General features: G+C 45.1%; 19 protein-coding genes and 1 pseudogene. All 20 read right to left on the reverse strand.

Going from position 1 to position 23,755, the window contains the following annotated elements; genetic code table 11:
* Nucleotides 1-8 precede the first annotated feature (8 nt).
* Nucleotides 9-1,085: a LacI family DNA-binding transcriptional regulator gene (locus tag KTH90_RS17845; RefSeq protein ID WP_238727187.1), complete on the reverse strand. Its 1,077-nt coding sequence runs from the start codon at nt 1,083-1,085 to the stop codon at nt 9-11.
* A 213-nt stretch (nt 1,086-1,298) separates the two neighbouring features.
* Complete coding sequence (locus KTH90_RS17850; protein WP_238727188.1) at nt 1,299-1,838, reverse strand: hypothetical protein; 540 nt, start codon at nt 1,836-1,838, stop codon at nt 1,299-1,301.
* 105 nt (nt 1,839-1,943) lie between these two features.
* Nucleotides 1,944-2,651 carry an ABC transporter ATP-binding protein gene (locus KTH90_RS17855; protein WP_238727226.1) on the reverse strand — a complete coding sequence of 236 codons (708 nt, stop codon included), beginning with the start codon at nt 2,649-2,651 and terminating at the stop codon, nt 1,944-1,946.
* Nucleotides 2,644-3,432: an ABC transporter ATP-binding protein gene (locus tag KTH90_RS17860; protein ID WP_238727227.1), complete on the reverse strand. Its 789-nt coding sequence runs from the start codon at nt 3,430-3,432 to the stop codon at nt 2,644-2,646. Before KTH90_RS17860 ends, KTH90_RS17855 begins: the two co-directional genes overlap by 8 nt.
* Nucleotides 3,432-4,478, reverse strand: coding sequence for a branched-chain amino acid ABC transporter permease (locus KTH90_RS17865; RefSeq protein WP_238727189.1), 1,047 nt, complete (start codon nt 4,476-4,478; stop codon nt 3,432-3,434). The genes KTH90_RS17860 and KTH90_RS17865 overlap by 1 nt, the downstream gene beginning before the upstream one ends.
* Nucleotides 4,479-4,490: 12 nt before the next feature.
* Complete coding sequence (locus KTH90_RS17870; protein ID WP_238727190.1) at nt 4,491-5,366, reverse strand: branched-chain amino acid ABC transporter permease; 876 nt, start codon at nt 5,364-5,366, stop codon at nt 4,491-4,493.
* Between the two features lie 79 nt (nt 5,367-5,445).
* Nucleotides 5,446-6,690 (reverse strand): ABC transporter substrate-binding protein, encoded by a 1,245-nt coding sequence (locus tag KTH90_RS17875; protein ID WP_238727191.1) that lies wholly within the window; start codon nt 6,688-6,690, stop codon nt 5,446-5,448.
* A 744-nt stretch (nt 6,691-7,434) separates the two neighbouring features.
* The gene (locus tag KTH90_RS17880) at nt 7,435-9,039 is read right to left on the reverse strand and encodes a DNA/RNA helicase domain-containing protein (RefSeq protein WP_238727192.1); all 1,605 of its coding nucleotides are present in this window, start codon (nt 9,037-9,039) and stop codon (nt 7,435-7,437) included.
* Nucleotides 9,040-9,830: 791 nt separating this feature from the next.
* Entirely contained in the window at nt 9,831-10,088 is a 258-nt protein-coding gene (locus KTH90_RS25345) for an L-rhamnose isomerase (protein ID WP_238727193.1), read from the reverse strand.
* 87 nt (nt 10,089-10,175) lie between these two features.
* A complete protein-coding gene (locus KTH90_RS17890) occupies nt 10,176-11,444 on the reverse strand; it encodes an L-cysteine desulfidase family protein (protein ID WP_238727194.1) in 1,269 nt (422 codons plus the stop codon).
* Between the two features lie 56 nt (nt 11,445-11,500).
* The gene (locus KTH90_RS17895; protein WP_238727195.1) at nt 11,501-12,844 is read right to left on the reverse strand and encodes an amidohydrolase; all 1,344 of its coding nucleotides are present in this window, start codon (nt 12,842-12,844) and stop codon (nt 11,501-11,503) included.
* A gap of 77 nt (nt 12,845-12,921) precedes the next feature.
* The gene (locus KTH90_RS17900) at nt 12,922-13,878 is read right to left on the reverse strand and encodes an ABC transporter permease (protein ID WP_238727196.1); all 957 of its coding nucleotides are present in this window, start codon (nt 13,876-13,878) and stop codon (nt 12,922-12,924) included.
* 16 nt (nt 13,879-13,894) lie between these two features.
* Complete coding sequence (locus KTH90_RS17905; protein ID WP_238727197.1) at nt 13,895-14,980, reverse strand: ABC transporter permease; 1,086 nt, start codon at nt 14,978-14,980, stop codon at nt 13,895-13,897.
* Complete coding sequence (locus KTH90_RS17910; protein ID WP_238727198.1) at nt 14,961-16,514, reverse strand: ABC transporter ATP-binding protein; 1,554 nt, start codon at nt 16,512-16,514, stop codon at nt 14,961-14,963. The genes KTH90_RS17905 and KTH90_RS17910 overlap by 20 nt, the downstream gene beginning before the upstream one ends.
* Before the next feature lie 161 nt (nt 16,515-16,675).
* Nucleotides 16,676-17,839, reverse strand: coding sequence for a BMP family ABC transporter substrate-binding protein (locus KTH90_RS17915; RefSeq protein ID WP_238727199.1), 1,164 nt, complete (start codon nt 17,837-17,839; stop codon nt 16,676-16,678).
* Between the two features lie 197 nt (nt 17,840-18,036).
* Nucleotides 18,037-18,960, reverse strand: coding sequence for an aldo/keto reductase (locus KTH90_RS17920; RefSeq protein ID WP_238727200.1), 924 nt, complete (start codon nt 18,958-18,960; stop codon nt 18,037-18,039).
* 79 nt (nt 18,961-19,039) lie between these two features.
* The gene (locus KTH90_RS17925; RefSeq protein ID WP_238727201.1) at nt 19,040-19,531 is read right to left on the reverse strand and encodes an L-2-amino-thiazoline-4-carboxylic acid hydrolase; all 492 of its coding nucleotides are present in this window, start codon (nt 19,529-19,531) and stop codon (nt 19,040-19,042) included.
* A gap of 334 nt (nt 19,532-19,865) precedes the next feature.
* Entirely contained in the window at nt 19,866-20,495 is a 630-nt protein-coding gene (locus KTH90_RS17930; protein ID WP_238727202.1) for a GntR family transcriptional regulator, read from the reverse strand.
* 345 nt (nt 20,496-20,840) lie between these two features.
* Nucleotides 20,841-21,902 (reverse strand): annotated as a pseudogene (locus KTH90_RS17935) (PDDEXK nuclease domain-containing protein).
* Between the two features lie 265 nt (nt 21,903-22,167).
* Entirely contained in the window at nt 22,168-23,709 is a 1,542-nt protein-coding gene (gene guaA / locus KTH90_RS17940) for a glutamine-hydrolyzing GMP synthase (RefSeq protein ID WP_238727203.1), read from the reverse strand.
* Between the last annotated feature and the right edge of the window lie 46 nt (nt 23,710-23,755).

A 23,755-nucleotide genomic window follows, 5' to 3' on the forward strand; every position in this document is an offset into this window, starting at 1 on the left:
TTAGCCTCCTACTCGATGATCATAGTGCCCAGACTTTTTTTAGCTGATTTCAAGGTGGATTCGCGGATCACCACTTCCGTCTGTATCGGTAAGACTTCTCCTTTCACCGATTCTTCCTTTGGATTCCGGATGCGGTCCAGCAAAAGTTCAGCCGCAGACCTGCCATATTCATATTTCGGCATACTGATGGTGGAAATCGCGGGAGATGACACCGCAGACAATGCGACACAGTCATTTCCGATCAAAGCGATATCCTCGGGAATCCGAATCCCCGCTTCCTTGCAGGCATAGAGCGCTCCCACTGCCATCTGGTCATTGGACGCGAAGACAGCGTCGATCTCTTTGCGCTTCATCAGCAGTTCCTTCATGCAGCGATACCCTTCGAGCACCTCAAAGCGCCCGCAGATGATCAGTTCTTCATCGATGGCCAGCCCCTCTTTTTGCAGCGCCCGTTTGTAACCGTTCATCCGCTGCTGGGCCATGGGGGAATTCTCCGGCACGGATATATAGGCAATATGCTTCCTGCCGATTTCCGTTAAATGCATGACCGCCTGGTAAGCTAACTCGTCGTGATCAACCACCACGCTGTCCACATACGGGTTCAGGCACGGGACTTCCAGCTGAACCACCGGGATATTGATCTCCTTCTTCTTGAGCCTGCTCAGAGACTTCAGATAAGCTTCGGTTTTTTTATCCGCGCGGGATACGGAAGGGACCAGGATAATACCGTCGATCCATTGATGCACCAGCGTTTCTACCATCTTCATCTCTTCCTCCACACTGTCCTCGCTTTCCAGCACGTGGACACTGTAGCTGTTTTCCTTGCAGACGTCACTGACCCCTTTTATCAAATCAATATAGAAGTTACGTTTTAATGAAGTAACGATCAGCGCGATCGTATCTGTCTTGGCATTCTTTAGTGTACGGGCAATGGGGTTCGTCGTATACCCAATCTGATGCGCCGCGTCCAGCACCCGTTCCTTCAGTTCATCGCTGACTCCGGCCGAATTATTTAGTACCCTTGAAACTGTCGCGATTCCGACATTAGCCAGTCTGGCCACATCTTTGATTCCTACTTCACTCATTTGTATGTACTCCCTATTTCCATCATTTTCCCCAATCTCTCCTTAAGATCCGTTATCCTCATCAATTCTAAGACAGCCATTCTTATCCCAAGATTTTGGCCTGATTATACTATTATAGCATATTCTTCTGTTTGGGAATAGCGGTGCACATATTTCTTCCATCCGCTCTGCGAAAGGAGTTACCCCCCTTTCGCAGCCGCTTAAGATGTTTAATTAGACAATCGTTTTTTCTTTTAACTTTTCAATCCGGAAATCGCAGTATTCACAGCCTTTTTTCGCGCTGGTACACAGCCAGGTTCCCTGTAAATCTAACGCATTGGCATGGCCGTAATCGCCGTAGCTCGCGATATCACACAGATATTCCACTTCTTCGGGCTCAAGTCCCATGTTTTCCCATCCCTGAACCAGGGCGCATTTGCCTGCCATACGGACGGTCGCATACTCATCGGTCTCGTCGCAGATACAGTTCCCAACTGCCAGAGTGTTAGACACGCCGTTGCAGGATACCAGAAATTCAGCCATACCTTTGGGATTCCCGTCGCTGCCGGCTCCGCAGCCGGATGCCGCTTTGTGCTCACCGTATGCGTACAACGCTTTTTTGGCATACAGATCAAAGAGTTCCCTGGGCATTACCTTGTAGAAAAATCCCAGATATCTGGCCCGGTCTTCCAGGGCGGATTCGATCATCTGACGCACTTCATCGTATGTATAGTTATCCTTTTTGTTGTACTGTACTCTTTCTTCGTTTGACATGATTTGTTCTCCTCTTTTTATCTTTATTATTACCTGTTTCTCAAGGCATACAGGTACACCCGCAGGGTGCTCCCATCATTTATATGCAAATCCGAGATGCCGCTGTTATGCGGAACCCAGATAAGCTTTCCGTACATCATCATTGGTCTGCAGCGCTTTCGCGGAGTCGCTTAAGGTCACCCTCCCAGTCTCCAGGACATAACCTCTGTCCGCGATCTGCAGGGCCATATTGGCGTTCTGTTCGATCAGCAGGATCGTCACGCCGGTTTTATTTATCTTTAATATCAATTCAAAAATCATTTCCACCAGATTCGGCGCCAGCCCCATGGACGGCTCATCTAACAGAAGCAGTTTCGGCTTGCTCATCAGCGCCCTGCCGATGGCCAGCATCTGCTGTTCTCCGCCTGAGAGCGTGCCCGCGGACTGTTTTCTTCTCTCCTTAAGCCTGGGGAACAGATCATATACTTCTTCATAGGAAGCGGCGATCTCTTTTTTATTTTTACGGGTGAAAGCCCCGATCTGAAGGTTGTCCTGAACGCTTAACCCGCCGAATACTTCACGGCCTTCCGGGGAAACCCCGATGCCCATCCGGGTGATGCTGCAGGATTTCATCTTCGTTATATCCTGCCCGCTGAAGATAATGCTGCCGCTGGACGCGGGGGCCGTGCCGGTAATGCTGCTGACTGTGGTACTCTTACCGGCGCCGTTGCTGCCGATCAGCGTTACGATCTCACCTTCCAGCACTTCCAGGCTGACCCCTTTGAGCGCGTGGATACTCCCGTAGTAAGTATGTATGTCATGAATCTCAAGCATCTTGTTCGGCATCTTTTTCTACACCTCCACTCCCGAGATAAGCGCGGATAACCTGCTCATCCCTTGCGATTTCTGCGGGAAGCCCTTCTGCGATCTTTCTGCCGTGGTCGATCACGTAGATCCGGTCGGATATGTTCATGACCACGCTCATATCATGTTCGATCAGCAGTATGGTATGCCCGTTCTGACGGAGTTTCAGAATAAAATTCATCAGCTCCTCGGATTCCTGAGGATTCATGCCCGCGGCCGGCTCATCCAGGATGATCAGCTTCGCGTTCGTGGCAATGGCCCGGGCAATCTCCAATTTCCTCTGCATTCCGTAGGGAAGATTCTTCGCATAATTGTTGATCTGGTCTCCCAACTCCAGGGACTCTAACAGATCAATGGCTTTCTGGGCCGCCTCTTGTTCCGATTTCCGGAATCTTTTCGTGCGGAAAAGCAGATCCAGGAAATTATAATTAATGTTAATGTGATCCCCTACCAGGACGTTTTCAATCACCCGCATCGTGGGGAACAGACGGATATTCTGGAAGGTACGGGCCATTCCGGCTTTGACAATCTCCCGCGGCGCCTTGTTCTGAATCTCTTTCTCTTCAAATTCGACGGTGCCCTTATTTACTTTATAGACACCGGTCAGCATGTTAAATATCGTGGTCTTCCCAGCGCCGTTAGGACCTATGATACTGACGATCTCCCCTTTATTTACTTCGAAGCTGACGTCCTCCACAGCAATCAGACCGCCGAAAACCTTTGTAATCTCATTTACCTTTAACAACGCCATCATCCCACCTGCTTTCCTTTGCTGCCTTCCTTCTGAGCCTGTAGCTGCTTCGGAAGTGTCACTCCCCGCGGAAGCTTATAGGGCTTTTTGCTTAAGCCGCCCAGAAGTCCCTGGGGCCGGAAGCGCATCATCAGTATCAGCAGCAGTCCGTATACCACAAACCGGTAATCCGCCAGCGCACGCAGCACCTCGGGGAATGCGATCAGCAGGAGCGAGCCGACGATCATACCCGGTATGGAACCCAGGCCTCCGAATATCACGATACACAGGATCGTCATGGAAATATCAAAGTTAAAGGAGTTGGCGTCGATATAGCGGTTCATGGACGCGTAAAACGCTCCGGCCATACCTGCCATGGCACCGGACAATATAATCGTCTGTACCCGGTATTTCGCTGTATTAACTCCCATCAGTTTCGCGGCCAGCTCATCTTCCTTGATGGCGATCACCGCACGGCCGAACTTGGACTTTAACACTGCCAGGCTAACCAGCACCGCTACAGTAACCAGCACCAGCATCAGCCAGTAGAAGCCGCCGTTGGAGGTGGTGAATTCCCAGCCGAACAGGCTTGGCCGCGGAATATTCCGCACACCCAGCGGTCCGTTGGTAACACTGTTGAAGTTGAGGATAATCATCTCCACCACTTCGCCGAAGGCCAGTGTGATCACGGCCAGATAAGAACCGGAGAGCCGCATCGTAGCGATACCCAGAACCAGTCCGCCGATCGCTCCTCCGATGATTCCAAAAATCAATGTGATCCAGAAGGGCCATCCCAGTTTTGATCCCAAAAGACCCGAGAAATATCCGCCCAGACAATAGAGCGCCGCATGTCCCATGGAAGTCTGTCCCATATAGCCCGCGATCAGGTTCAGGCTCATGGTCAGGATCGCGTAGATTCCGATCAGGCACAGCACTCTTAAGAAATACTGGCTTTTGAATAAGAACGGAACCAGGATCAGGACCAGATAAAGCGCCGGGATCACTATTTTTTTCTTCGCATCCAGGAAATCCGTAAACTTCGCATAGATGTCACCTAGTATTTTCATAGCTTTCCTCCCTTAGACTTTATCAATATTATCTTTGCCAAACAGCCCCGACGGGCGGATCAGCAGTACCAGGAACAATACGACATACGCGATGGCGCTTCGAAAGCTTCCGCCCAGGAACGCTACGGCCAGGGCCTCCGCCACACCTACGACGATACCGCCCACGACCGATCCATAGAGCACGCCGATTCCTCCCAGAACCGCAGCCGAGAAGCCTTTGAGCCCCGCGTCCGTACCCATGGTACAGTAGACCATCTGGTAATAACCGGATACCAGTACACCGGCTACCGCAGCACACATACCACTGAGGAAAAAGGTGAAGGTAACGACCTTCTTCACATCGATTCCCATCAGGTTGGCGGCTTTTGAATTTTCTCTGGAAGCTCTCATGGCCAGTCCGATCTTGGTCTTGTTCACAATGACGGTCAGGATGATCAGGAACACCAACGCGATTAAAAACATCATGATCTGCGCGCTGGTCAGCGTCACACCGAATATCTCCACATTCCCAAAGTCGAAAAGCTTAGGAAATGTTTTTTTCGTACTGTCAAAACAAATCATTAACATGTTCTGTATAATATAGGATACGCCGATAACCGAGATCAGACAGGTAATATTGGGCGCGTTTTTCGCCCGCAGCGGCGCCAGGATCACCCGGTCCATCACCATGCCCAGCAAGCCGGTCATAAGAATCGAGAATACAAAAGCCGCCGGCATACCCCACTGCATGGCCACCGCGAACAAGGCCATATGCGCTCCGAACGCGAAAATCGATCCATGCGCCATATTCAAAAGTCTGAGGATACCGAATACCAGGGAATAACCAACCGCGATCAGCGCATATACCATCCCCAGCATCACACCGTTTAAAATCTGTTCGAGTAGCAAGCTGCCACCTCCATATCTTACTTAATCCCTGTCCGGCGGCGGCAGCGGCGCACCGCCGGACAGATGCTGTCATACCGGGCTATTTGATGTTTTCTGCTTCCCAGTCTGCCTGGCTCTTCAGGACACCAGGGATTTCCACGTATTTTCCGTCTTCGATCTCCAGAAGGACCTGTTCTTTCAAGCAGTTTCCTTCCTCATCGAAGGTGATCTTACCGGTTACGCCCTGGAAATCCGTGTTGGGAAGATTCTTTACAATATCCGCTCTTTCCGCGGAGTTTCCAGCTTCGATGGCGTACAGGATCGCGTTGGCAGCATCATATACCTGTGCGGCAAAGGTACTGGGGTTGGAGCCGTAAGCTTCGTTATATTTTTTGGCAAAGGACTGGATAGCCGGGTCATCGCTCTCATAGAAGAAGCTGGTTCCCAATACAACGCCGTTGGCATCTTTTCCGGCCAGTTCGATGAATTCCTGGGAGAAACAGGCCGCGGACATTACGAATTTTACATCTTTATCTTTTTCTCTGTACTGCTGGATAAACGGCGCAGTCGCGGAGTAGGGTCCGGAGGAATAGATGGCTTCCACGCCAGCCTGCTGGAACTTGGCTACGGTAGCGGTAAAGTCTACGGTTCCGTCTTCATAGAGCTCTGCCAATACCAGTTCCCCGCTGTACTGATCACCGTAGCGCTCCAACATATCCTGGATGGCTGTGGTAACGGCTACCCCTGCGTCGTTGTTCGGGTTGATGGTACCGATCTTCTTAACGCCCAGATAGTCCATGATCTGAAGCATGGTGTTGGCGTCTGTGGTGTAGATGGCATTATTACGGAAGATGCAGTCGCCGACTTTGGCGAAATCCATGTGGGCTGCGGAACCGTTGATTAATGCGATTCCCGCTTCCTGGTAAACCTCTCCGGCCGTCATGCCGACACCGCTGGCGAAATGTCCGAGTACCGCGCTGATGGAGCTGTCGCCTACGATCTTTTCCGCTATGGAAGCAGCCTGCTCGCTGGAGTTGGCATCATCAAAGTCTACCAGTTTGATCTTTCTGCCGATGACTCCGCCTTTTTCATTCCACTCGTCAACCGCGATCTGCGCGGCGGTCTTCATGCTCTTACCGTACTCTGCGTTGTCTCCGGTCTGGGGGCCTACGAAAGCCAGGGTGATGTCTTCACCGCTGTTGTCCGCGGCCTGGGTGGTCTCTGCGTCTTTACTGCTGCTGCCGGCTTCCGCCTGGGCGCTCTCTGCTTTTTTGTCACCGCAGCCTGTTAAAATGGAGGCAGCCATGGCCAGGGTAAGTAACAGGCACATACTTTTCTTTTTCATCGTTTGTTCTCCTTCTCCTGAATGGGTTTTCGTGGTTGTTTCTCATTTTTTAATTATGAGCACTTGGCGGCTGGTTTCGGGCCGTTTAAGTGCGATGAATGAAAAATAGTCTGCGGGGATTTTTCGATCGCCGCTATTTTTCACTAAGCTTCGGCTATGCGATGTCCGGCAGTAGGTTTGTTCGGAAACGTTTTCAATAATGGGCAAAAAAATATTGAGGACAAACTTCATTCGGTTGGGTCTTACTACCTGTGAAACAATATTTTTTGCAGTTTATGATACTTTTTAACATTTTTCCATTGAAAACAATCCTTTGGCTTTCCCTGATACAGCGGATTTGCCGTGTGTTTCCGGAATGACATAGCTTCTTAGCTGATGTTGTTATTATATAATCCTTGAAAACGATTGTCAATATATGGATGTGTATTTATCGCTATTTCTTGCACTTTTAACGAATTTATTGGATATTTTTTGTGCACTTTGCTTTCATTTCTGTATTTTTCTCGTGGTGGTATCTGTCTTTTAAGAAAACGTTTTCCATTTTTATAAATAAATTTATCATTTGTGGAAAGGTGATCCTTCATGCCTCGCACGTAAGCGGACAAAAAACGGCCGCTAAGTGCTCATAGCTATAAAATATTATGAGATTATTAGAAAAATTATATTAGCTTATCAGATAGCTATTTATACACTTATTGCATTTATATAAGTGTATGTAAATGCGATCGCTCTGCAGGTTAATATTTAGAACGCTTTATCTATGTACTGCTCCATATATTGCTTCAAATGTGGATCGCAAATGTAGAGATAGGTTCCCAGTATGCCACGGGTCATCAGTACGTAATAGATATTCTTAATATAGGTATCCAGATCTTCTTCTGTGGCTGTCGCTTTTCCATTTCTGTCGAAGTAGTTTGCTTTGTCGATTACAACCTTTTTACTTCCGGGATCGTATTTGATGTCATTTCCCAGGATTACAAACGCGTAGTTCAGGTCGTAGCCTTGGATGGAATGGATGCAGCCGACCTCGTCCAGGGCTGTTTCGCTGTGAACCCAGTTTTTGGTGCGGTTGTTCCACATACGCTCTGAATTTTCAATCCTGATATCTTTTATAGTCTTATCTTTTTTACTTTTCCAGGGCCATGCGTAACCGGCTACCATTCTGCACAGGTTTACTGCCTTTTCCTTTTCTGCCAGCTGTTGTTCGAAGTCGGCAAAAGAGTCTACGATCTTCAAGTCGTAGTCCGGGAAGGACTGTTTTTTTGTCAGGTCATTATGCAGAAGGTCTTTGATATATTTGATGTAATTACTGCCGCCTTTGACACGCATCTGGCTGGTCAGGGTGTGGTATGTGACCATCCTGTTTTGGAATTTCTGCTTTATCGTGCGGCCCATGAGTTCTATATTGATACCGGAGGGTCCTACTACCTGATCTCTGTCGTAGAATAGGATCGGACAATCTGTCTGGTGGAATATCCAGTCTAATTCAGTGGCGTCTTGCGGCAGATTTAATTTCTTGTTGTTGCCGTCGTGGGCATACATGTTGGTGATGTTTTTACGCTGGTGCAGACGATGGGCCTCATCCACCAGCAGGATGTCGTATCTTTCTTTTGTTACATCGGACGGGCCGATGACCTCGGACGCTTTCAAACCCTGGATATGGCTGAATAAGGTTTTTATGGTAGCACGCAGGGAGGTTTGGGGGATGACAATGCCTATCTTTTTATGACGATAAGGGGTATTTCCCTGCTCGTCGGTATAGTCTCTCAGGTATTTGAACAGGAATACCGCGACGATTGTCTTGCCGCTGCCGGGCATGCCCTCCACAATGATCGGGTGGTGGCAGTTGTTCTGGAGGCTGGTAAATATCTCGTCTACAGCTGTGCGCTGGTCGTAGGTGAGTTCTTTGTAGGGAGAATATTTGAAAAGGTCTGAGTTTTTTATTTCGGCAATATTCTTTCGGACCAGATTTTTGGCACGGAGCTGGTTCCACAGGTTTGGGAAAAAATTGTCGTAGTATTCTTTGTTGTAGTAATCTTTGTTGGCAATTCCGCGGTTGTCATTGGTCAGGATGAACATTTCGTCCGCGGCCATCAACTGGATGAGCTGGGATTCGAAGTCTAAGGTCACAGACTTGTTGAATTCGCTGGAATAGATAAAGTGTACGTCTTTGAATATCTTTTTATCCGGCGTGCTTTTGTGCTGGGACATGCGGGTGGTGACGTCGTTGGATTCCCCTATGTAAGCTTTTTTGCCGTTTTCTAAGATGTATAGCATGGGCCAGTTATGGTAGTGATGCTGGGGGCCGTAGGTATCGGCGCGGAATTGTTTGTCGGTAATTTGGAACATATTTTTCATCTCCATGGATGGTGGGTTAGGTGCGGTTATCTTACTGTAATTTTTATTTATCTGATGTTTAGGATATATGGGTAAATGGGTAAATTATTTTATATAATTTTCAAATGTTCGTGGTAATTCAGATACACTGATTCTGTTATATGTATGAGATTGAGTCTCTAATGTAGAATCTGTAATTACCTGAATGTAATCACTCCCCGCCAGAAATTAATGATAAAATTATCATGCTAAGTCTCCCTCCGCAAAACAGTTTTAATTACCGGTCCGATATTATTTTCTATAATTAATTATACTTTTCTCACATTGTATTGTAAAGTAATGAAAATTTTATGCCAGATGGTGTTTTAACCGAGAAAGGCCGCATAAATATCCTGACTTGTAAGCGAATTGGCTTCCTTGATTTCTCGGAAAGCAATCAGACTGCATTTGGGTTCTTACTCAAACAAGATTTAATGTTAAATATGAATACAGTTCAAATAGATGAGCTCAGTACTAAACTCATTTTATCAAGGAATACTTTACAAGTTATAACCCACACTTGAATTTAATACCTCGAATCACAGGCATAAAGTAGTCCCCTCAAAGAAATTAAGCGACTATCTCATAGAAGCCATGAAAAAGGACACTGGATGATTAAAAACCGCTTTACTTCCTCAAAAACGAAAAACCTTACCGACTTTCAGCTTCAAAATGCTTGAAAATCAGTAAGGTTTTTCTGTTACCAAATCGTTGCCAATATTTAAACAAATATGTTTGCACAAGGCTTTTTCAAGTACATTTCATCACTCGAACTCTGCTCCACACGGCAGAGATACGGGGACATGACCCACATGGAGTTTCTGGACACATGAAAACATTCCTGGAAAAATGAAGGTTGAGTATTGCACTTTCGATGGCCAAAAATGTTGCACTTTTACTTGCCATTTACACTTTGTCAGGTTGACCATAAATTCCTCTTTATTTTTTGCCTTGCTAGGGTCATTTCCTGTGGCCTGAATACCCCCGGAAAGACCTCTCTCAGGATTTTCAAATCCTGGCAAATCATCAATCTGCTAACAATGAATACTCACCGGAATCTCGTTCCCCTTTCCTGTAAATTTGTAAAGGTTAGCATCCACTCAACTTACTTATTTTCCAATCATAATATTGAGAATTTCAATGTCAGTGTCCGCCATACCTACTCTCCCAATACGGCCAATATTTGCAATCGTCTGCTCGATATCTTCCTCAACAAATCCTTCCCCATGAGCAAATGCAAATCCGTCTTTTGCAAGCATATAACTCATAAGAGCCGTATCAACAGCACTCCGGATCTTTGATGCACAACTGGGTTTTGCTCCGTCACAGATCATACCACCGATGGTACCCACCGAATTAATGACCGTTTTGCAAATCACCTCGAAACTCTCATCATACAGATACGCCACGCCGCAGGCTGCTCCGGCAGCCGCACTGACAGCACCGCAATAGGCAGAAAGGCTTCCAATATAACGTTTCTGATTCAAAGCTATCAGATTAGACAGCACAAGAGCCCGCACCAGCTTTTCATGAGAAACATCAAGCTCCCTGGCATAAACAATAACCGGCATGGAAACAGTAACTCCTTGATTACCGCTTCCCGAGTTAATCACAACCGGCAAGGGGCAGCCTCCCATACGTGCATCTGACCCGGCTGCGGCATAAGCAGCTGCACGGAATTTCACATCATTGCCATAATTTTTAATAACTTCCGAACCGACATTCACTCCCCAGTTTCTTTTAATGCCTTCTTCAGCAATCGCCGTATTCATCTCAATCTGTCGATTTATAATTTCGCATACATCTTCCATACGAACCTGATTTGCAAAATCATAGATATCGCACATATTGAGCAGAGTTTTATCGCCATTCACCTCAGACTGTGTATCATTACTTTTTGAAAAAATAATCTCTCCATTATGCTCAATCTTCGTAATATTCGTATGATAAGACCGGATTTCAACTGCTGCACATTTGCTGCCTTTTCTGACTACACAATATATATATAAATTTTCTTCTCCCTCACGAAGGTGTACAGAACAAATCCCCCGCTCAATAAGTTCACGGGTTTTTTGGCGGTGTGCATCATTGATATCACTTAAGACCTCCAGTTTCTTATGGGCCTGTCCTCCTACCATCCCCAATACCGCTGCAACATCAACCCCTTTTTGACCGCCTGATGACGGAACTGTTACGCCTTTTACATTTTTAATAATATTGCCGCTGCAGGTTACGTCTATTTTATCAGGCAATTCACCCAACACCTGACGAGCTTTCGCCGCAGCATATGCCACAGCGATCGGCTCCGTGCATCCGAGTGCAGGAAACAGCTCGTTTGCAAGTATGGCAACATAATTTTCGTACAGCATTTTATTCATGATTCTAATCCTTTCTGACTGTTCATGTACAAGAAATTGAAATGCCCCATACCGTATCATTGTGGGGAGCACCCTTCCATCAGCGAAGAATACGGAGGATTATTTTTAATCCTTTCTTCAAACTCCGCCTTCGCTCTTAATAACAACTCAGGATTCTCGATCAAATCAAGAGCCAGATTTGCCATCAATTTAGCAGATGCATGCATCCCGCGTTTTGCCGCGTCACTTTTTCCCTGTGCAACCGTTCCCCAGTTGTGAGGCTTCGTCCCCTCAGCTAAAGTCACACCAAAAAAATGGGTTAGCGGAGCTTTCCAGCTGACATCACAGACATCGGAATGAATCAGCTCCTGTCCGGTATTAATGTCAGACCGGTAAGGCTCTAAAGCCTGGGGATGAGTGCCTGCCGCCAGAAATTTCCGGCCATACTCCAATTCTTCTTCTGTGTAATCCAACGGAAGAATCTCCTCCATGTTTTCTCTTAAAGCTTCATTGAGCGTATTGTTTACCAAATAGTTTGCATAACTGCTGGCAACGAAAGGTCCCGACATTTTAGTACCTGTCATAAGTGCAGCGCCTTTTGCTATATCTGTCACCCGCTGAAATACTTCTTTTAAATAGTTCTGATCCGGATGCCTGAGCTGATAAAGGCCTTCTGCATGGTCAGGAACCACATTTGCGGCTTTACCTCCACTATCGATGATGGAATAAGACATTCTGGTATCTTCCTGGACCAATTTTCTGAGAAAATTATAGCCTATATTCATAAGCTCCAGCGCATCGAGAGCGCTCCTGCCCTGTTCCGCATGTAAAGCATGAGCCGACACGCCATCCCATTTGAAGGAAACCGATGTAATTGCCCTTCCTGAAGTGGTAATGTCCCAGTAATGGTATGGATGCCAGGCAATGACAGCATCCACATCATCAAATAACCCCTCGCGAACCATGTAGACCTTTCCGCCCCCGCCTTCTTCTGCCGGGCATCCGTAATAACGCACAGATGCTTTTATATGGTGTTTTCCCAGATATTCTTTCACAGCGCATGCAGCCTCCATGCTTCCTGCTCCAAATAGATTATGGCCGCACCCATGGCCGGGAGTTCCTGGTTGAACAGCTTTAGGTTCTGCAACATCAGCCGCCTGGCTTAAGTTTGGCAGCGCATCCAGTTCACCCAAAAAGGCAATAACAGGTCCCTCTGTTCCCCAATGCGCCACCAACCCCGATTCCATCCCTGCTGCAGGCATTATGATTTCAAAACCTCTTTTTTCCATATAGTCTGCCTGTATCTTTGCAGACCGTATTTCCAAAAAGCTTGTCTCCGCAAACTCCCATACTTTATCGGATATTTTTTCAAAATCACTCTGCCTGCTGTCCATAATATCATTTATCTCTTCTCTAATCATCGTAACTATACTCCCTTCACTTCCATCCCAGAGAAAGCCGCTCTATAGGAAACGAAGTTTCTTATAGAATTAAAATATCATGCTTTCTTTCCAACCAGCGCAGACTCTTCCCTGCGGCGTTTCATCCGTTGAATAATCACAGTGATAGCAAGAACCAGCGTTGTAGCCACATAAGGGAACATGGAAACAAACTGATTGGGAATACCCCAGGGCGCAATACGGGAGGCAACTGACTGGGACATACCAAAGAAGACGCAGCCAACGCCGGCAGCCAACGGATTGGCATTTCCAAACTGCATGGCCGCCATTCCCATAAATCCTTTCCCTCCGCTCATACCCTCAATGAAGAAGCAGGAATAGCCCAAAGACAGATGGGCGCCGCCAATACCTGCACATGCCCCTGACAGAAGGAGGGCCTGCATCTGTTTCTTCTTCACATCAATCCCCGCTGTCATGGATGCCATAGGATTTAAGCCCACAGAACGAAGCCGAAGGCCCCATACCGTCTTATAAAACATGTACCAGACCACAATGACAAGTGGTATAATAAGCAGATCCGTCACCGCGTAGCCGCTGAAAAGACTGGCAAGCACCGGATTCTTATTCAGAAATCCCAAATTCACCTTTGCTATGGCCTGCACCTTATCACTGACAAAGTTACCGTTAGCCCCAAAAATGGTATTCAACAGGAACCGTGTCCCGGACGCTGCGATCATATTGACGGAAAGACCTACCACAAAAATATTCACCTTATAATTCAGATAGGCTTTTCCCATAAACCACGATACCAACACCCCAATCACCATGCCCGCCAGAACTCCGCAGATCCAGCTCCCGGTAAAATAGCTGGCAGCAAATCCGAAGAAGGCCCCAAACATAAGAATCCCTTCTGCGGCAATATTAACGATATTTGCCTGTCGGCTTATAACTGCACACATGCAGGCATAAAAAATCGGCACAGCAGCTACAAATCCATCGTGGATCAATGTATAGGAAAATATCTTTTCTAAGATTTCTGACCAATTTGCAAGCATATTCTTCCCCCCTTCCCTATGCCTTCAAGTTATTCTCTTTGTTGCGGACAAAAATTTTTCTGACAAATCCGAAAAATCTCTTATAATCAAACATTTTCTCCATGGAAACAAAAAGAATCATAAGGGGTGTCACCGTATAAATCAGCGCGCTGGAGATTCCCGTATAATATTCCATACCGCTGCCTCCTGCTCTCGTGAAGGAAATGAAGAAGGAAGAAAGCGGCACCAACGCCAGGTTGTTGTTTACAAGCAGACATGCGATAATGCCCTGGAACGCTGAATTCTGTGAAAAATTCTGAATAAAGGTTCCATAAATCCCCAGCACTTCCAGACCTCCGGCAATACCGCCAAGACCACAGCTAAGCATTACCGTGGCAAGTACCACCCGCTTTGACTTTATGCCCACGGTATCTGAATACCTCGCATTAGTCGCAACATTTCTGATTTTAAAACCAAACGTTGTTCTAAAGGACAAAAAGTACACAAAAATGTAAACCAGAATCGCTATAAAAATTGCAGTACTCGCACGACTGGGAGAAAGCGGTAATTTAGCAAACATCGCATTTTCCTGAACATAGGGGGTCTGCGGGATTGGCGAGCCGGGAGACACCCAAACATTGTTTATCATAAAGTCGCAGAAAAAAATGGCCACATAGTTCATCAAAATGGTAGTACATGCCTCATTTACGTTATAATAAGCTTTCAGAATACCGCATATGCTGCCATACAACGCAGCTACGATAAAACCGCATGCCAGGCTAAGGGGAATGATTACAATTTTGGGCAAATCCGGAAGCAGGAACGCCGGCGCCGCCGAGAACATTGCGCCAAGATAAAAGGAACCCTCTAGTCCTAAATTGAAGTAACCGATTCTTCTTGTCAGACTGTATGCAGATGCAATCGTCAAAATCATAATAAAATCTTCAATCAGAGATCCAAAATTAAACTTGGACCCAAATCCGCCTCGGAACAACTGATAAAAAGCGTCTATCGGATTGTGTCCGCATATCGCAATGACCACCCCAAAGAGAACAAAAGAAAAAACAAAAGCCAAAACGATTCTTATAGTTGTTTCAAATTTCTCAGACTTCACTTTTAGCATCCGATTCGCCTCCTAACATCAGCATACCAAGCTTCTCATCCGTCAGATTTTCGTCATTGACCACTTCTCCCGATATACGCCCTTCATACATAACAATAATTCTGTCGGAAAGAGCCAAAATCTCATCAATATCCGCTGAAATAAGCAGCACTCCAAGGCCTTCACGCTTTGCCTGATCAATAAGCTTACGAATTCCCTCAATACTGCCGATATCGACACCACGCGTCGGCTGTGCCGCCAGCAGAAGCTTTTTCCCCGGAGCCCCCAGTTCACGGGCAACTACAATTTTCTGCGCATTTCCGCCAGAAAAACCCATGGCCAAATTACGTGGATCCCGTGGCCGGATATCAAAGCGTTCTATTCTTTCTTCCGAAACTTTCCTCATTTCTTTCTCAGAAATGATGCCGTACTTTGAAAAAGGCGCATTTCCAATCTCCGCTGCCACCAGGTTATAGGTAACCGTATGCTCCTTATTCAAACCGCGGTCATTACGGTCTTCCGGAATATGGGCAAGTCCGCAGTCTCTGACGTAATGCGCAGCTTTATTGGAAATCACTTTATCACCCAGTATAATTTCGCCCTTCTCAACAGGCCTTAAGCCTGCAATCGCTTCTCCCAGTTCACTTTGCCCATTTCCATCAATACCGGCAACACCGAGAACTTCTCCCGCCCGAACCACAAAAGAAATATCTCTGTTTTTGGATAACTCCCGCTCGGAAGGAACATAGACATTCTTTACCTGTAAAACCGGCTCGCCCATTTCAACCATAGAACGTTTTCCATCAAGAAACACCTCGCGCCCAACCATCATTTTTGCAAGTTCTGGAATCGTTGTGTCAGACTTATCGACTGTAGCAACATATCTGCCCCCGCGCATAACACTGATGCGGTCACTGATAGCCATAACCTCTTTGAGCTTATGAGAAATGAATACAATCGTTACCCCATCTTTTCTCATAATATCCAAAATTTCAAACAATTTGTCAGTTTCCTGCGGAGTAAGAACAGCGGTGGGCTCATCGAGAATCAGTACATCCGCCCCGCGGTAAAGAGCCTTGATAATTTCAACTCTCTGCATTTCACCAACCGATATATTTAATACTTTTCTATCCAGATGAACATTCATCTGGTAGTTTTCTATATAATGATTGATTTTTTTTCGGGCTGCGGTAAAATCCAACGCCATCTTAGAGTTTCCTTTTGTAGGTTCCACGCCAAGAATAATATTCTCAAGGACTGTCATTTCCTTCACAAGCATAAATTCCTGATGGACCATTCCAATGCCGTGTTGAATGGCACTATGTGTATTATATTTACTTAAATCAACTTTCTCACCGTTTAAAAAGATTTCACCCTGATCGATCGGATACATCCCGTACAGAATTTTCATCATTGTGGATTTTCCTGCACCGTTTTCCCCTATAAGAGAATGAATCTCCCCCTTGAATAAATCGAACCTGGCTCCATCTACAGCTTTCACAAAAGGAAACTGTTTGTGAATATTTTTCATTTCAACAGTTTTTTGCTGTTGCATGCCTTTTCCCTTTCTCCCTGCAGGCTATGTATTTAGATTGAACGGCTCAAAGCCGCCATTCGTCCGCCAAGTATAAAATACCTGCAGTCAGGCTCATAAAGCCTGGCCGCAGGTTTCATGCAAACCCCCTAAGCGATAGCAACTAACCAGACTTCATTGACTTATTCCTCACCTCTGGCGGCAGGAATATATGGAACCTCTATCTCACCAGCACGAAGGTCATCACGAATCCCAATAACCTGATTGTAATAATCGTCAATTACATCCATCTGTAAATACTCTTTTATGGTGGCCATATCTGTGATATCAAGAGCGCCGGAGGCACAGTCCATAAGAATAAAGCCCGGTTTCCAGGTACCTTCAATAAACTCTTTACCAAATTTATAAGAGGTAACATCACCGCACTTCAAACCGGAAGTGATAATGGTTCCTTCATAATCAGCATCCTTGTTCGTATCAAGGCCAAAAGAATATATGTCAGCTTCGTCACAAGCTTCAAAAACACCTACGACTGCAGAAGAGATACAGCCCAGAATACAGTCAGCGCCCTGAGAAATCATACCTTTTGTCATCTCTTTAGCAAGCAGTGGATCGGTATAGGAACCGGTCCAGGACTGGAGAACGGTAACATCAGGACAGGTAAATTTTGCACCAGCTTCAAAACCAGTGAAATAATCCAGGGTTGTGGGAGCCTCCATACCGGAAATGTAACCTACAACATGCTCCTCGTTGATGCCGGGGATATCTGTATTCTGTGTAAACAAACCCGCCAGACAGCCTAAAAGGAATGAGACCTCATTACAGGTATAAACATCAGAGGCAAATTGCGGATTATCTTCTACAGGAAATTCATTTGCCACATAATAGACATCTGGAAAACGCTCAGCAACGCTTAAAAGAATTTCACCGCAGGAGGAAGCATTCACAATAACCAAATCCGCCCACTCGGAAGCTGCAATAATATTGGGTTCCCAGTCTGTTGTTCCATTGGGTGATTCATAAATTTTAATCTCTACATCCGGATAGTCATCCTTCAGCTTATTTAACCCTGCCCATGTAGTGTCTGTAAGCGCTTTATCTCCCAATACACCAGTGGAAACAAACCCAATCTTAACATCGGCTCCGGTAGTCGTGGGAGCCTCAGGAGCATTCGCTTCCAGCCCATCCACAGCCTCCATACCGGAAGTAATACCTTGTGAACCAGTTTTCCCATCCATCGCCGTAGTTCCGGCATCAACAGGTGTCTTTTCAGAAGTTCCACAGGATGTCAATAAACCAACCACCATTACAGCTACAAGCAATACACTTAATACTCTTTTTTTCATTTTGCCCCTCCTTCTCCATTTAAGATATTTTTTTATCGCTATGAGCACTTAATGCCCGTATTTCTGGGCATTTACGTGCGATGCATGAAAAATAGTCAGCGAGGTTTTTTCGAGCGCTACTATTTTTTATTTAAGGAGACACCGATTTGATTCGTGTCTCCTTAATACCTCGTCAACCTATCACGTTAACCGTGCAATCAATATACTGTTGCATTGAGTTCAGCGATTTCTTCCTCTGTAAGCTTAACAGAAGCGGCTGCAATGTTTGCTTCCACCTGCTCAGGAGACTTAGCGCCAACCAGCGCGCAGGAAACAAACGGATTGCTGAGAGTCCAGCTAATTGCAACCTGAGACATGGGCAGACCACGTCCGTCAGCAACCTTTTTAAGAACCGCAAGTAATTTCTCGGTCTTCGCCCAGTTTTCTTCCCGGAACTCATGATAGAACATAGGCCGGCGTTCTTCCGCACTCTCGACAACTCTGGGCTTGTCATACTTACCGGAAAGCAATCCACCTGCAAGCGCGCCATATACTTCAACACCCAGCCCGGCATTCGCTGCAACAGGAATAATATCTCTTCCAGCATCTTTTCTTGTGAGAGAGTAAATTGTCTGAACAGACACAGCACCCGCATCAGCAGCATTCAGCACTTCCTGGGCATTGTGGTTGCAAACACCCCACTCCCGAATCAATCCTTCTTCTTTGAACTTATTCATGGTAGCATAAGCAACTTCCATAGAGCTGTTATAATCCGGGCAATGAATCTGATACAGGTCTATGTAATCTGTATCAAGGCGGCGAAGGCTCTCTTCCAACTGCAGTCTCATGCTTACAGGTGTCAAAAGCTTGTAAGAACCGCCTTCATACTTGATATTGCCGCACTTTGTGGCGAGAATAACCTTGTCTCTGATTCCCTTAAGGGCTTTACCAAGAACCTCCTCAGAGTTTCCATAGTTCGGAGCTGTGTCAAGCAAATTGATGCCTCCGTCAACCGCTGCATGTACAGTATCAACAACGGTATCCATATCCACCTTACCATAGAAATCACTGCCAAGTCCCCAGCATCCCAGAACCATACGCGAAACCTCAAAGCTGCTTTTACCAAATTTTACATATTCCATATTCTTAGATCCTCCTAATAAAATTAAAAATAGAATTTAATTTTTTGACCATTACTCATTTTAACAGAATGCCTCTCCATTATTTATGAAAATGGAGTTTACAGGTGGCGCAGCCTTTTGCAATTGTATCGGTAAGTTCAAGCTTGTACCCCATAGATTCGGCAATACCCCTGTCGCCATCCATTGCCATATCGCAAAGAAGCGCGCAGGTTTCATCATCATATCCCATCTTCTGCCATGCGGCGAGAAGAGGACAATAATGAAACTCTGCATAGACGTCGTCTTCCGTACTGGACGTTTCGATTTCGAACGTTGCCTTTCCGGTATCATTAAAAAAGACTTTGTCAAAATTAGTTAAATCAGAAATATCCCCGGTCTTCTCCTTCCATCCAAGGCCATGAATGTTACCTGTACGCTTAATCGCTTTTCTTGTAATAGTTTCAGCATCAGCACCGGCTTTTTTAGCCTCTTCATAAGTTAGAGCCATCCAGGTTGCGCGATGCTCTGCCTGGCTTCTGTTAATGTTGGCTTTTTCATTGTCTGTTTTTGATGCTACGTTTTTAATTGCCACTAGTTTACCTCCTTTGTTTTTGTAAGCTTGTTGAAAATGAAATGTTTGCACGTTGTACTAACCCTGAGTAATGCTCAAATCATTATAGTAGGATTATAAATATTATTAGTAATATTGTCAATAAGCTTATTAGATAAAAAGGGACTGCACTTTTTGTCTAAATCTTACAGAACAAATGTATAACTTTCTATATATTGTACGTTCTGCACAATCTTTTCAAAAAAGAACATCTGCCTTTGCGATATCAAAAAACCCGGAAAGCGACATTACTGCCACTTTCCGGGTTCTCTTTTTTATCAATTTTTTATCTTATTCTGCATGCATTCTCAGAACTCTAATCTGTAATATAAACCGAGATATCTTCAATATCCTTGCATAACATCTCGGTCGCAGCATCATAATCGCCTTTCTGCAAATGATACTCAATCGCATTATGATAATCCTCTTTCCAATTCAGGCTGATGTCTTTGGAGGGCCAGTACAATTGTGCATAGGCACGATAAAGAACACTCAAAGACTTTTCCAGAACTTCCTGAACAAACTCGTTATTTGAAAAGGAATACAGCATTGAATGAAAGTCAATATTGGTACGCCAGGCCTCATAACGTGTTTTCGGCCACCCGGCATTGGCTTCACGATTAAAATCCACAATCCTCTTTAACATCAGATCAGAGCAATTCCTGCAATTTACACGAAACGCCTCCACTTCCAGAAGTTTCCGAAACTGCGTAATTTCTCTCACCCTTCTTTCTGTAATGCGTACAATCTCATAGCCATAACGCGGTATGCTCCGCAAAACCTGTTCATTACAAAGTTCAATCAGAGCATCACGCACCGGCGATTTGCTGACATTGTATTTCTCCACAAGTTCCTTCTCATTAAAAACATGATCAAGGGGATAGACCCCATTGATAATATCGCATAGTACCCCATCATATACCATTTGTTTAATAGATGCTGCCACTGTGTCCTCCCCAAATTAAATATTATCATTCGTTATTTTAATAATATTATTACAAATTTTATTTAATATTATCACTATACCATAATTTGTCAACCACCAAAGCATATATTTCTGACCTATATTTCTGACATCATCATACCCTTTCCTCATTCAAACTCCCTATAGGATTAACATTAATGTTAAATATTTGGTGGTTTTTCATTTGTTTTCATGCTTGTATTATTCAAATTATACCGCTTATTTTTCGTTTTGAATAGAAAAGGTATCATACGGGTATTACAGATATAATATCTTGAGTGTCTTTCTGCATGGTGCTAGCACCATGAGTTTAGACTCCAAAAAAAGCTAACTCAATTGCTCTTCAATTTCAGCAATGCTTGGCAATGATCCTTTAAAATCTGCCGGATATAATTGAGATAACTCATATTCAGAAATTCCTATTGGTTCATTGGATGATTCAAGCGCATACTGTGCCAAAACATTATCCTTTTCTTTGCATATCAATAGCCCAATAGTAGGATTATCCTCTTCAGATTTAAGAATATGGTTGGTTGCAACTATATAGGTTCCCAGCTGGCCAATATTACTTGAATCAAATTTATCCATCTTTACTTCAACGACAACATAACAGTGTAGCTTAATATTGTAGAAAAGTAAATCAATGAACTTCTCTGTATCACCAATCACCAGCCGGTATTCTCTACCAGCAAAGGCAAAACCACTACCTAGCTCCAAAAGAAATTTAACAATATTATCTTCCAAAGCATCTTTCAACTCTTTTTCGTTATATCCTTCTGTCATAGTTAAAAAATCAAAATTATACGGATCTTTTGTGATTTCCTGTGCCAAGTCTCCCTGTGCTAATGGAAGCTGACTGTTAAAATTGGTAATAGCTTTCCCTTGTCTTTCATATAAATCTGTACTTAACCAATTAAGTAGAACTGCACGAGACCAATTATTTTCAAGTACCTTGTTAACATAGAAAATAGCTTTGATTGGGTCACTTCCACATTTATCTATGATATATTTATGATGTCCCCATGGAATACGAAACAATTTGCCCTCAACTTGGGGAGAAATTTTTTCTAATTCACTTTCGGCCCCAACTTGGGGGTAAATTGACGAATACAATAAATAGAATCGTCTCATGTATCCAAGATTAGTCAGAGAAAAACTATTTTTATCTGGCAATGCATCTTTTAAATCTTGACTTAGATTTTTCAAAATTCCAGTTCCCCATTTATTTTCTGTTTTCATTTCTACAATATCTTTCCCTAAAGACCAATAAAACATAAGCATTTCCTGATTAACCTTAGTTGCCGCTTTTATTTACATATTTCGAAAACGAACACTTAAACCTTGTATCCATTTTGCGTAATCTTCATCAATTTTTATTAGCTTACTCATAAACTCCTCCCTCCTTCATATTTATAAAATTGTATCATAGATGTTTAAAACTCAACAGTGTCAAATACGAATATATTAGAATTATTTACATACCAAAACACAATTATTTTATCTAAATACAGAAAAGCTAAACACCGTTTCACTTATTAGTCCATACCTATCGAGACATGATACCTTTCTGACCACCAACTCTGAAAGATTATAAAGATGACAGACAATCCAAAAAGACTGCCTGTCATAACAAATAACATATATTACTTTTGTGTTACTCAAACTCAATCGTAGCCGGCGGCTTCCCCGTACAGTCATACAGCACCCGGTTCACATGCATAACCTCATTCACAATCCTGCTAGACACCTTCCCAATCACATCCCAAGGCAGCTCCGCCGCATCCGCCGTCATAAAATCCGTCGTATTCACCGCCCGCAATGCAATCGCATAGTCATAAGTCCTCTCATCCCCCATAACTCCAACCGACCGCATATTCGTAAGCGCCGCAAAATACTGTCCAACCGTCTTATCCAGCCCGGCGTTGGCCATCTCCTCCCGGAAGATCGCATCCGCCTCCTGCAGAATCTGTATCTTTTCCTCCGACACATCCCCGATAATCCGGATCGCCAGACCCGGCCCCGGGAACGGCTGACGGAACACCAGCTTCTCCGGGATCCCCAGCTCTAACCCGGCCCTCCTGACTTCATCCTTAAATAGATCCCGTAACGGTTCGATAATCTCCTTAAAATCCACATAATCCGGCAGCCCTCCAACATTATGGTGAGACTTAATCACCGCCGAATCCCCCAGACCGCTCTCTATCACATCCGGGTAAATCGTCCCCTGCACCAGAAAATCCACTGCTCCGATCTTCTTCGCCTCTTCCTCAAACACCCGGATAAACTCTTCCCCAATAATCTTCCGTTTCCGCTCAGGCTCCGCTACCCCGGCTAACTTCACATAAAACCTCTGCTGTGCGTTCACCCGGATAAAGTTCAGATCGTAAGGCCCGTTCGGTCCGAACACCTCTTCCACTTCATCCCCTTCATCCTTACGAAGCAGACCGTGATCCACGAAAACACAGGTCAGCTGTTTTCCAACCGCCTTGGACAGCAGCACCGCCGCCACCGAAGAATCCACGCCGCCGGACAGGGCCAACAGCACTTTTCCATTCCCCACCTTCTCGCGTAACGCCCGGATCGTAGTCTCCACGAACGAATCCATCTTCCAGTCCCCGGCACAGCCGCAGACTTCGAACAGGAAATTCGCCAGCATTTTCATACCTTCCTGTGTATGCACCACTTCAGGATGGAACTGCACGGCATATAACCGTTGCGCCACATTTTCCACCGCCGCCACCGGACAGGACTCTGTAACCGCACAGATCCGGAAACCATCCGCCGGTTTTTCTATATAATCCGTATGACTCATCCAGCAAATCGAACTTTTCAACACATTCCCAAATAATTTGGATGAGTTATCCACATTTACTTCCATTTTTCCATATTCCCGCACGGGAGCCTGGGCCACTTTTCCTCCCAGCTGATGCATCATCATCTGCGCTCCATAGCAGATTCCCAATATCGGGATCCCCAGTTTAAATATACCCGGATCGCACAGCGGAGAATTCTCCCCATAGACACTGTTCGGACCTCCGGTAAAAATAATTCCCTTCGGATTCATTTCCTTAATCTTGTCCAGGCTTAAACGGTAAGGATGAACCTCACAGTACACATGACACTCTCTCACCCGTCTTGCTATCAACTGGTTATACTGTCCGCCAAAATCCAACACAATTACTAATTCTCTATCCACGTTTTTCCTCCTGTATGTTCGATTCAACCTGTGCCCCATTCCCTAT

This window comes from Diplocloster modestus, assembly GCF_019042245.1.
Classification (GTDB): Bacteria; Bacillota; Clostridia; order Lachnospirales; family Lachnospiraceae; genus Diplocloster; species Diplocloster modestus.

Excerpts from the sequence above, each read along its gene's own strand:
- KTH90_RS17865 (WP_238727189.1), bottom strand. The coding sequence starts at position 4,478 with ATGAAAATACTAGGTGACATCTATGCGAAGTTTACGGATTTCCTGGAT.
- KTH90_RS17910 (WP_238727198.1), bottom strand. The coding sequence starts at position 16,514 with ATGCAACAGCAAAAAACTGTTGAAATGAAAAATATTCACAAACAGTTT.
- KTH90_RS17845 (WP_238727187.1), bottom strand. The coding sequence starts at position 1,085 with ATGAGTGAAGTAGGAATCAAAGATGTGGCCAGACTGGCTAATGTCGGA.
- KTH90_RS17855 (WP_238727226.1), bottom strand. The coding sequence starts at position 2,651 with ATGCTTGAGATTCATGACATACATACTTACTACGGGAGTATCCACGCG.
- KTH90_RS17915 (WP_238727199.1), bottom strand. The coding sequence starts at position 17,839 with ATGAAAAAAAGAGTATTAAGTGTATTGCTTGTAGCTGTAATGGTGGTT.
- KTH90_RS17860 (WP_238727227.1), bottom strand. The coding sequence starts at position 3,432 with ATGGCGTTGTTAAAGGTAAATGAGATTACAAAGGTTTTCGGCGGTCTG.
- KTH90_RS17890 (WP_238727194.1), bottom strand. The coding sequence starts at position 11,444 with ATGAATAAAATGCTGTACGAAAATTATGTTGCCATACTTGCAAACGAG.
- KTH90_RS17875 (WP_238727191.1), bottom strand. The coding sequence starts at position 6,690 with ATGAAAAAGAAAAGTATGTGCCTGTTACTTACCCTGGCCATGGCTGCC.
- KTH90_RS17920 (WP_238727200.1), bottom strand. The coding sequence starts at position 18,960 with ATGGAATATGTAAAATTTGGTAAAAGCAGCTTTGAGGTTTCGCGTATG.
- KTH90_RS17900 (WP_238727196.1), bottom strand. The coding sequence starts at position 13,878 with ATGCTTGCAAATTGGTCAGAAATCTTAGAAAAGATATTTTCCTATACA.
- KTH90_RS17850 (WP_238727188.1), bottom strand. The coding sequence starts at position 1,838 with ATGTCAAACGAAGAAAGAGTACAGTACAACAAAAAGGATAACTATACA.
- KTH90_RS17880 (WP_238727192.1), bottom strand. The coding sequence starts at position 9,039 with ATGTTCCAAATTACCGACAAACAATTCCGCGCCGATACCTACGGCCCC.
- KTH90_RS17905 (WP_238727197.1), bottom strand. The coding sequence starts at position 14,980 with ATGCTAAAAGTGAAGTCTGAGAAATTTGAAACAACTATAAGAATCGTT.
- KTH90_RS17895 (WP_238727195.1), bottom strand. The coding sequence starts at position 12,844 with ATGATTAGAGAAGAGATAAATGATATTATGGACAGCAGGCAGAGTGAT.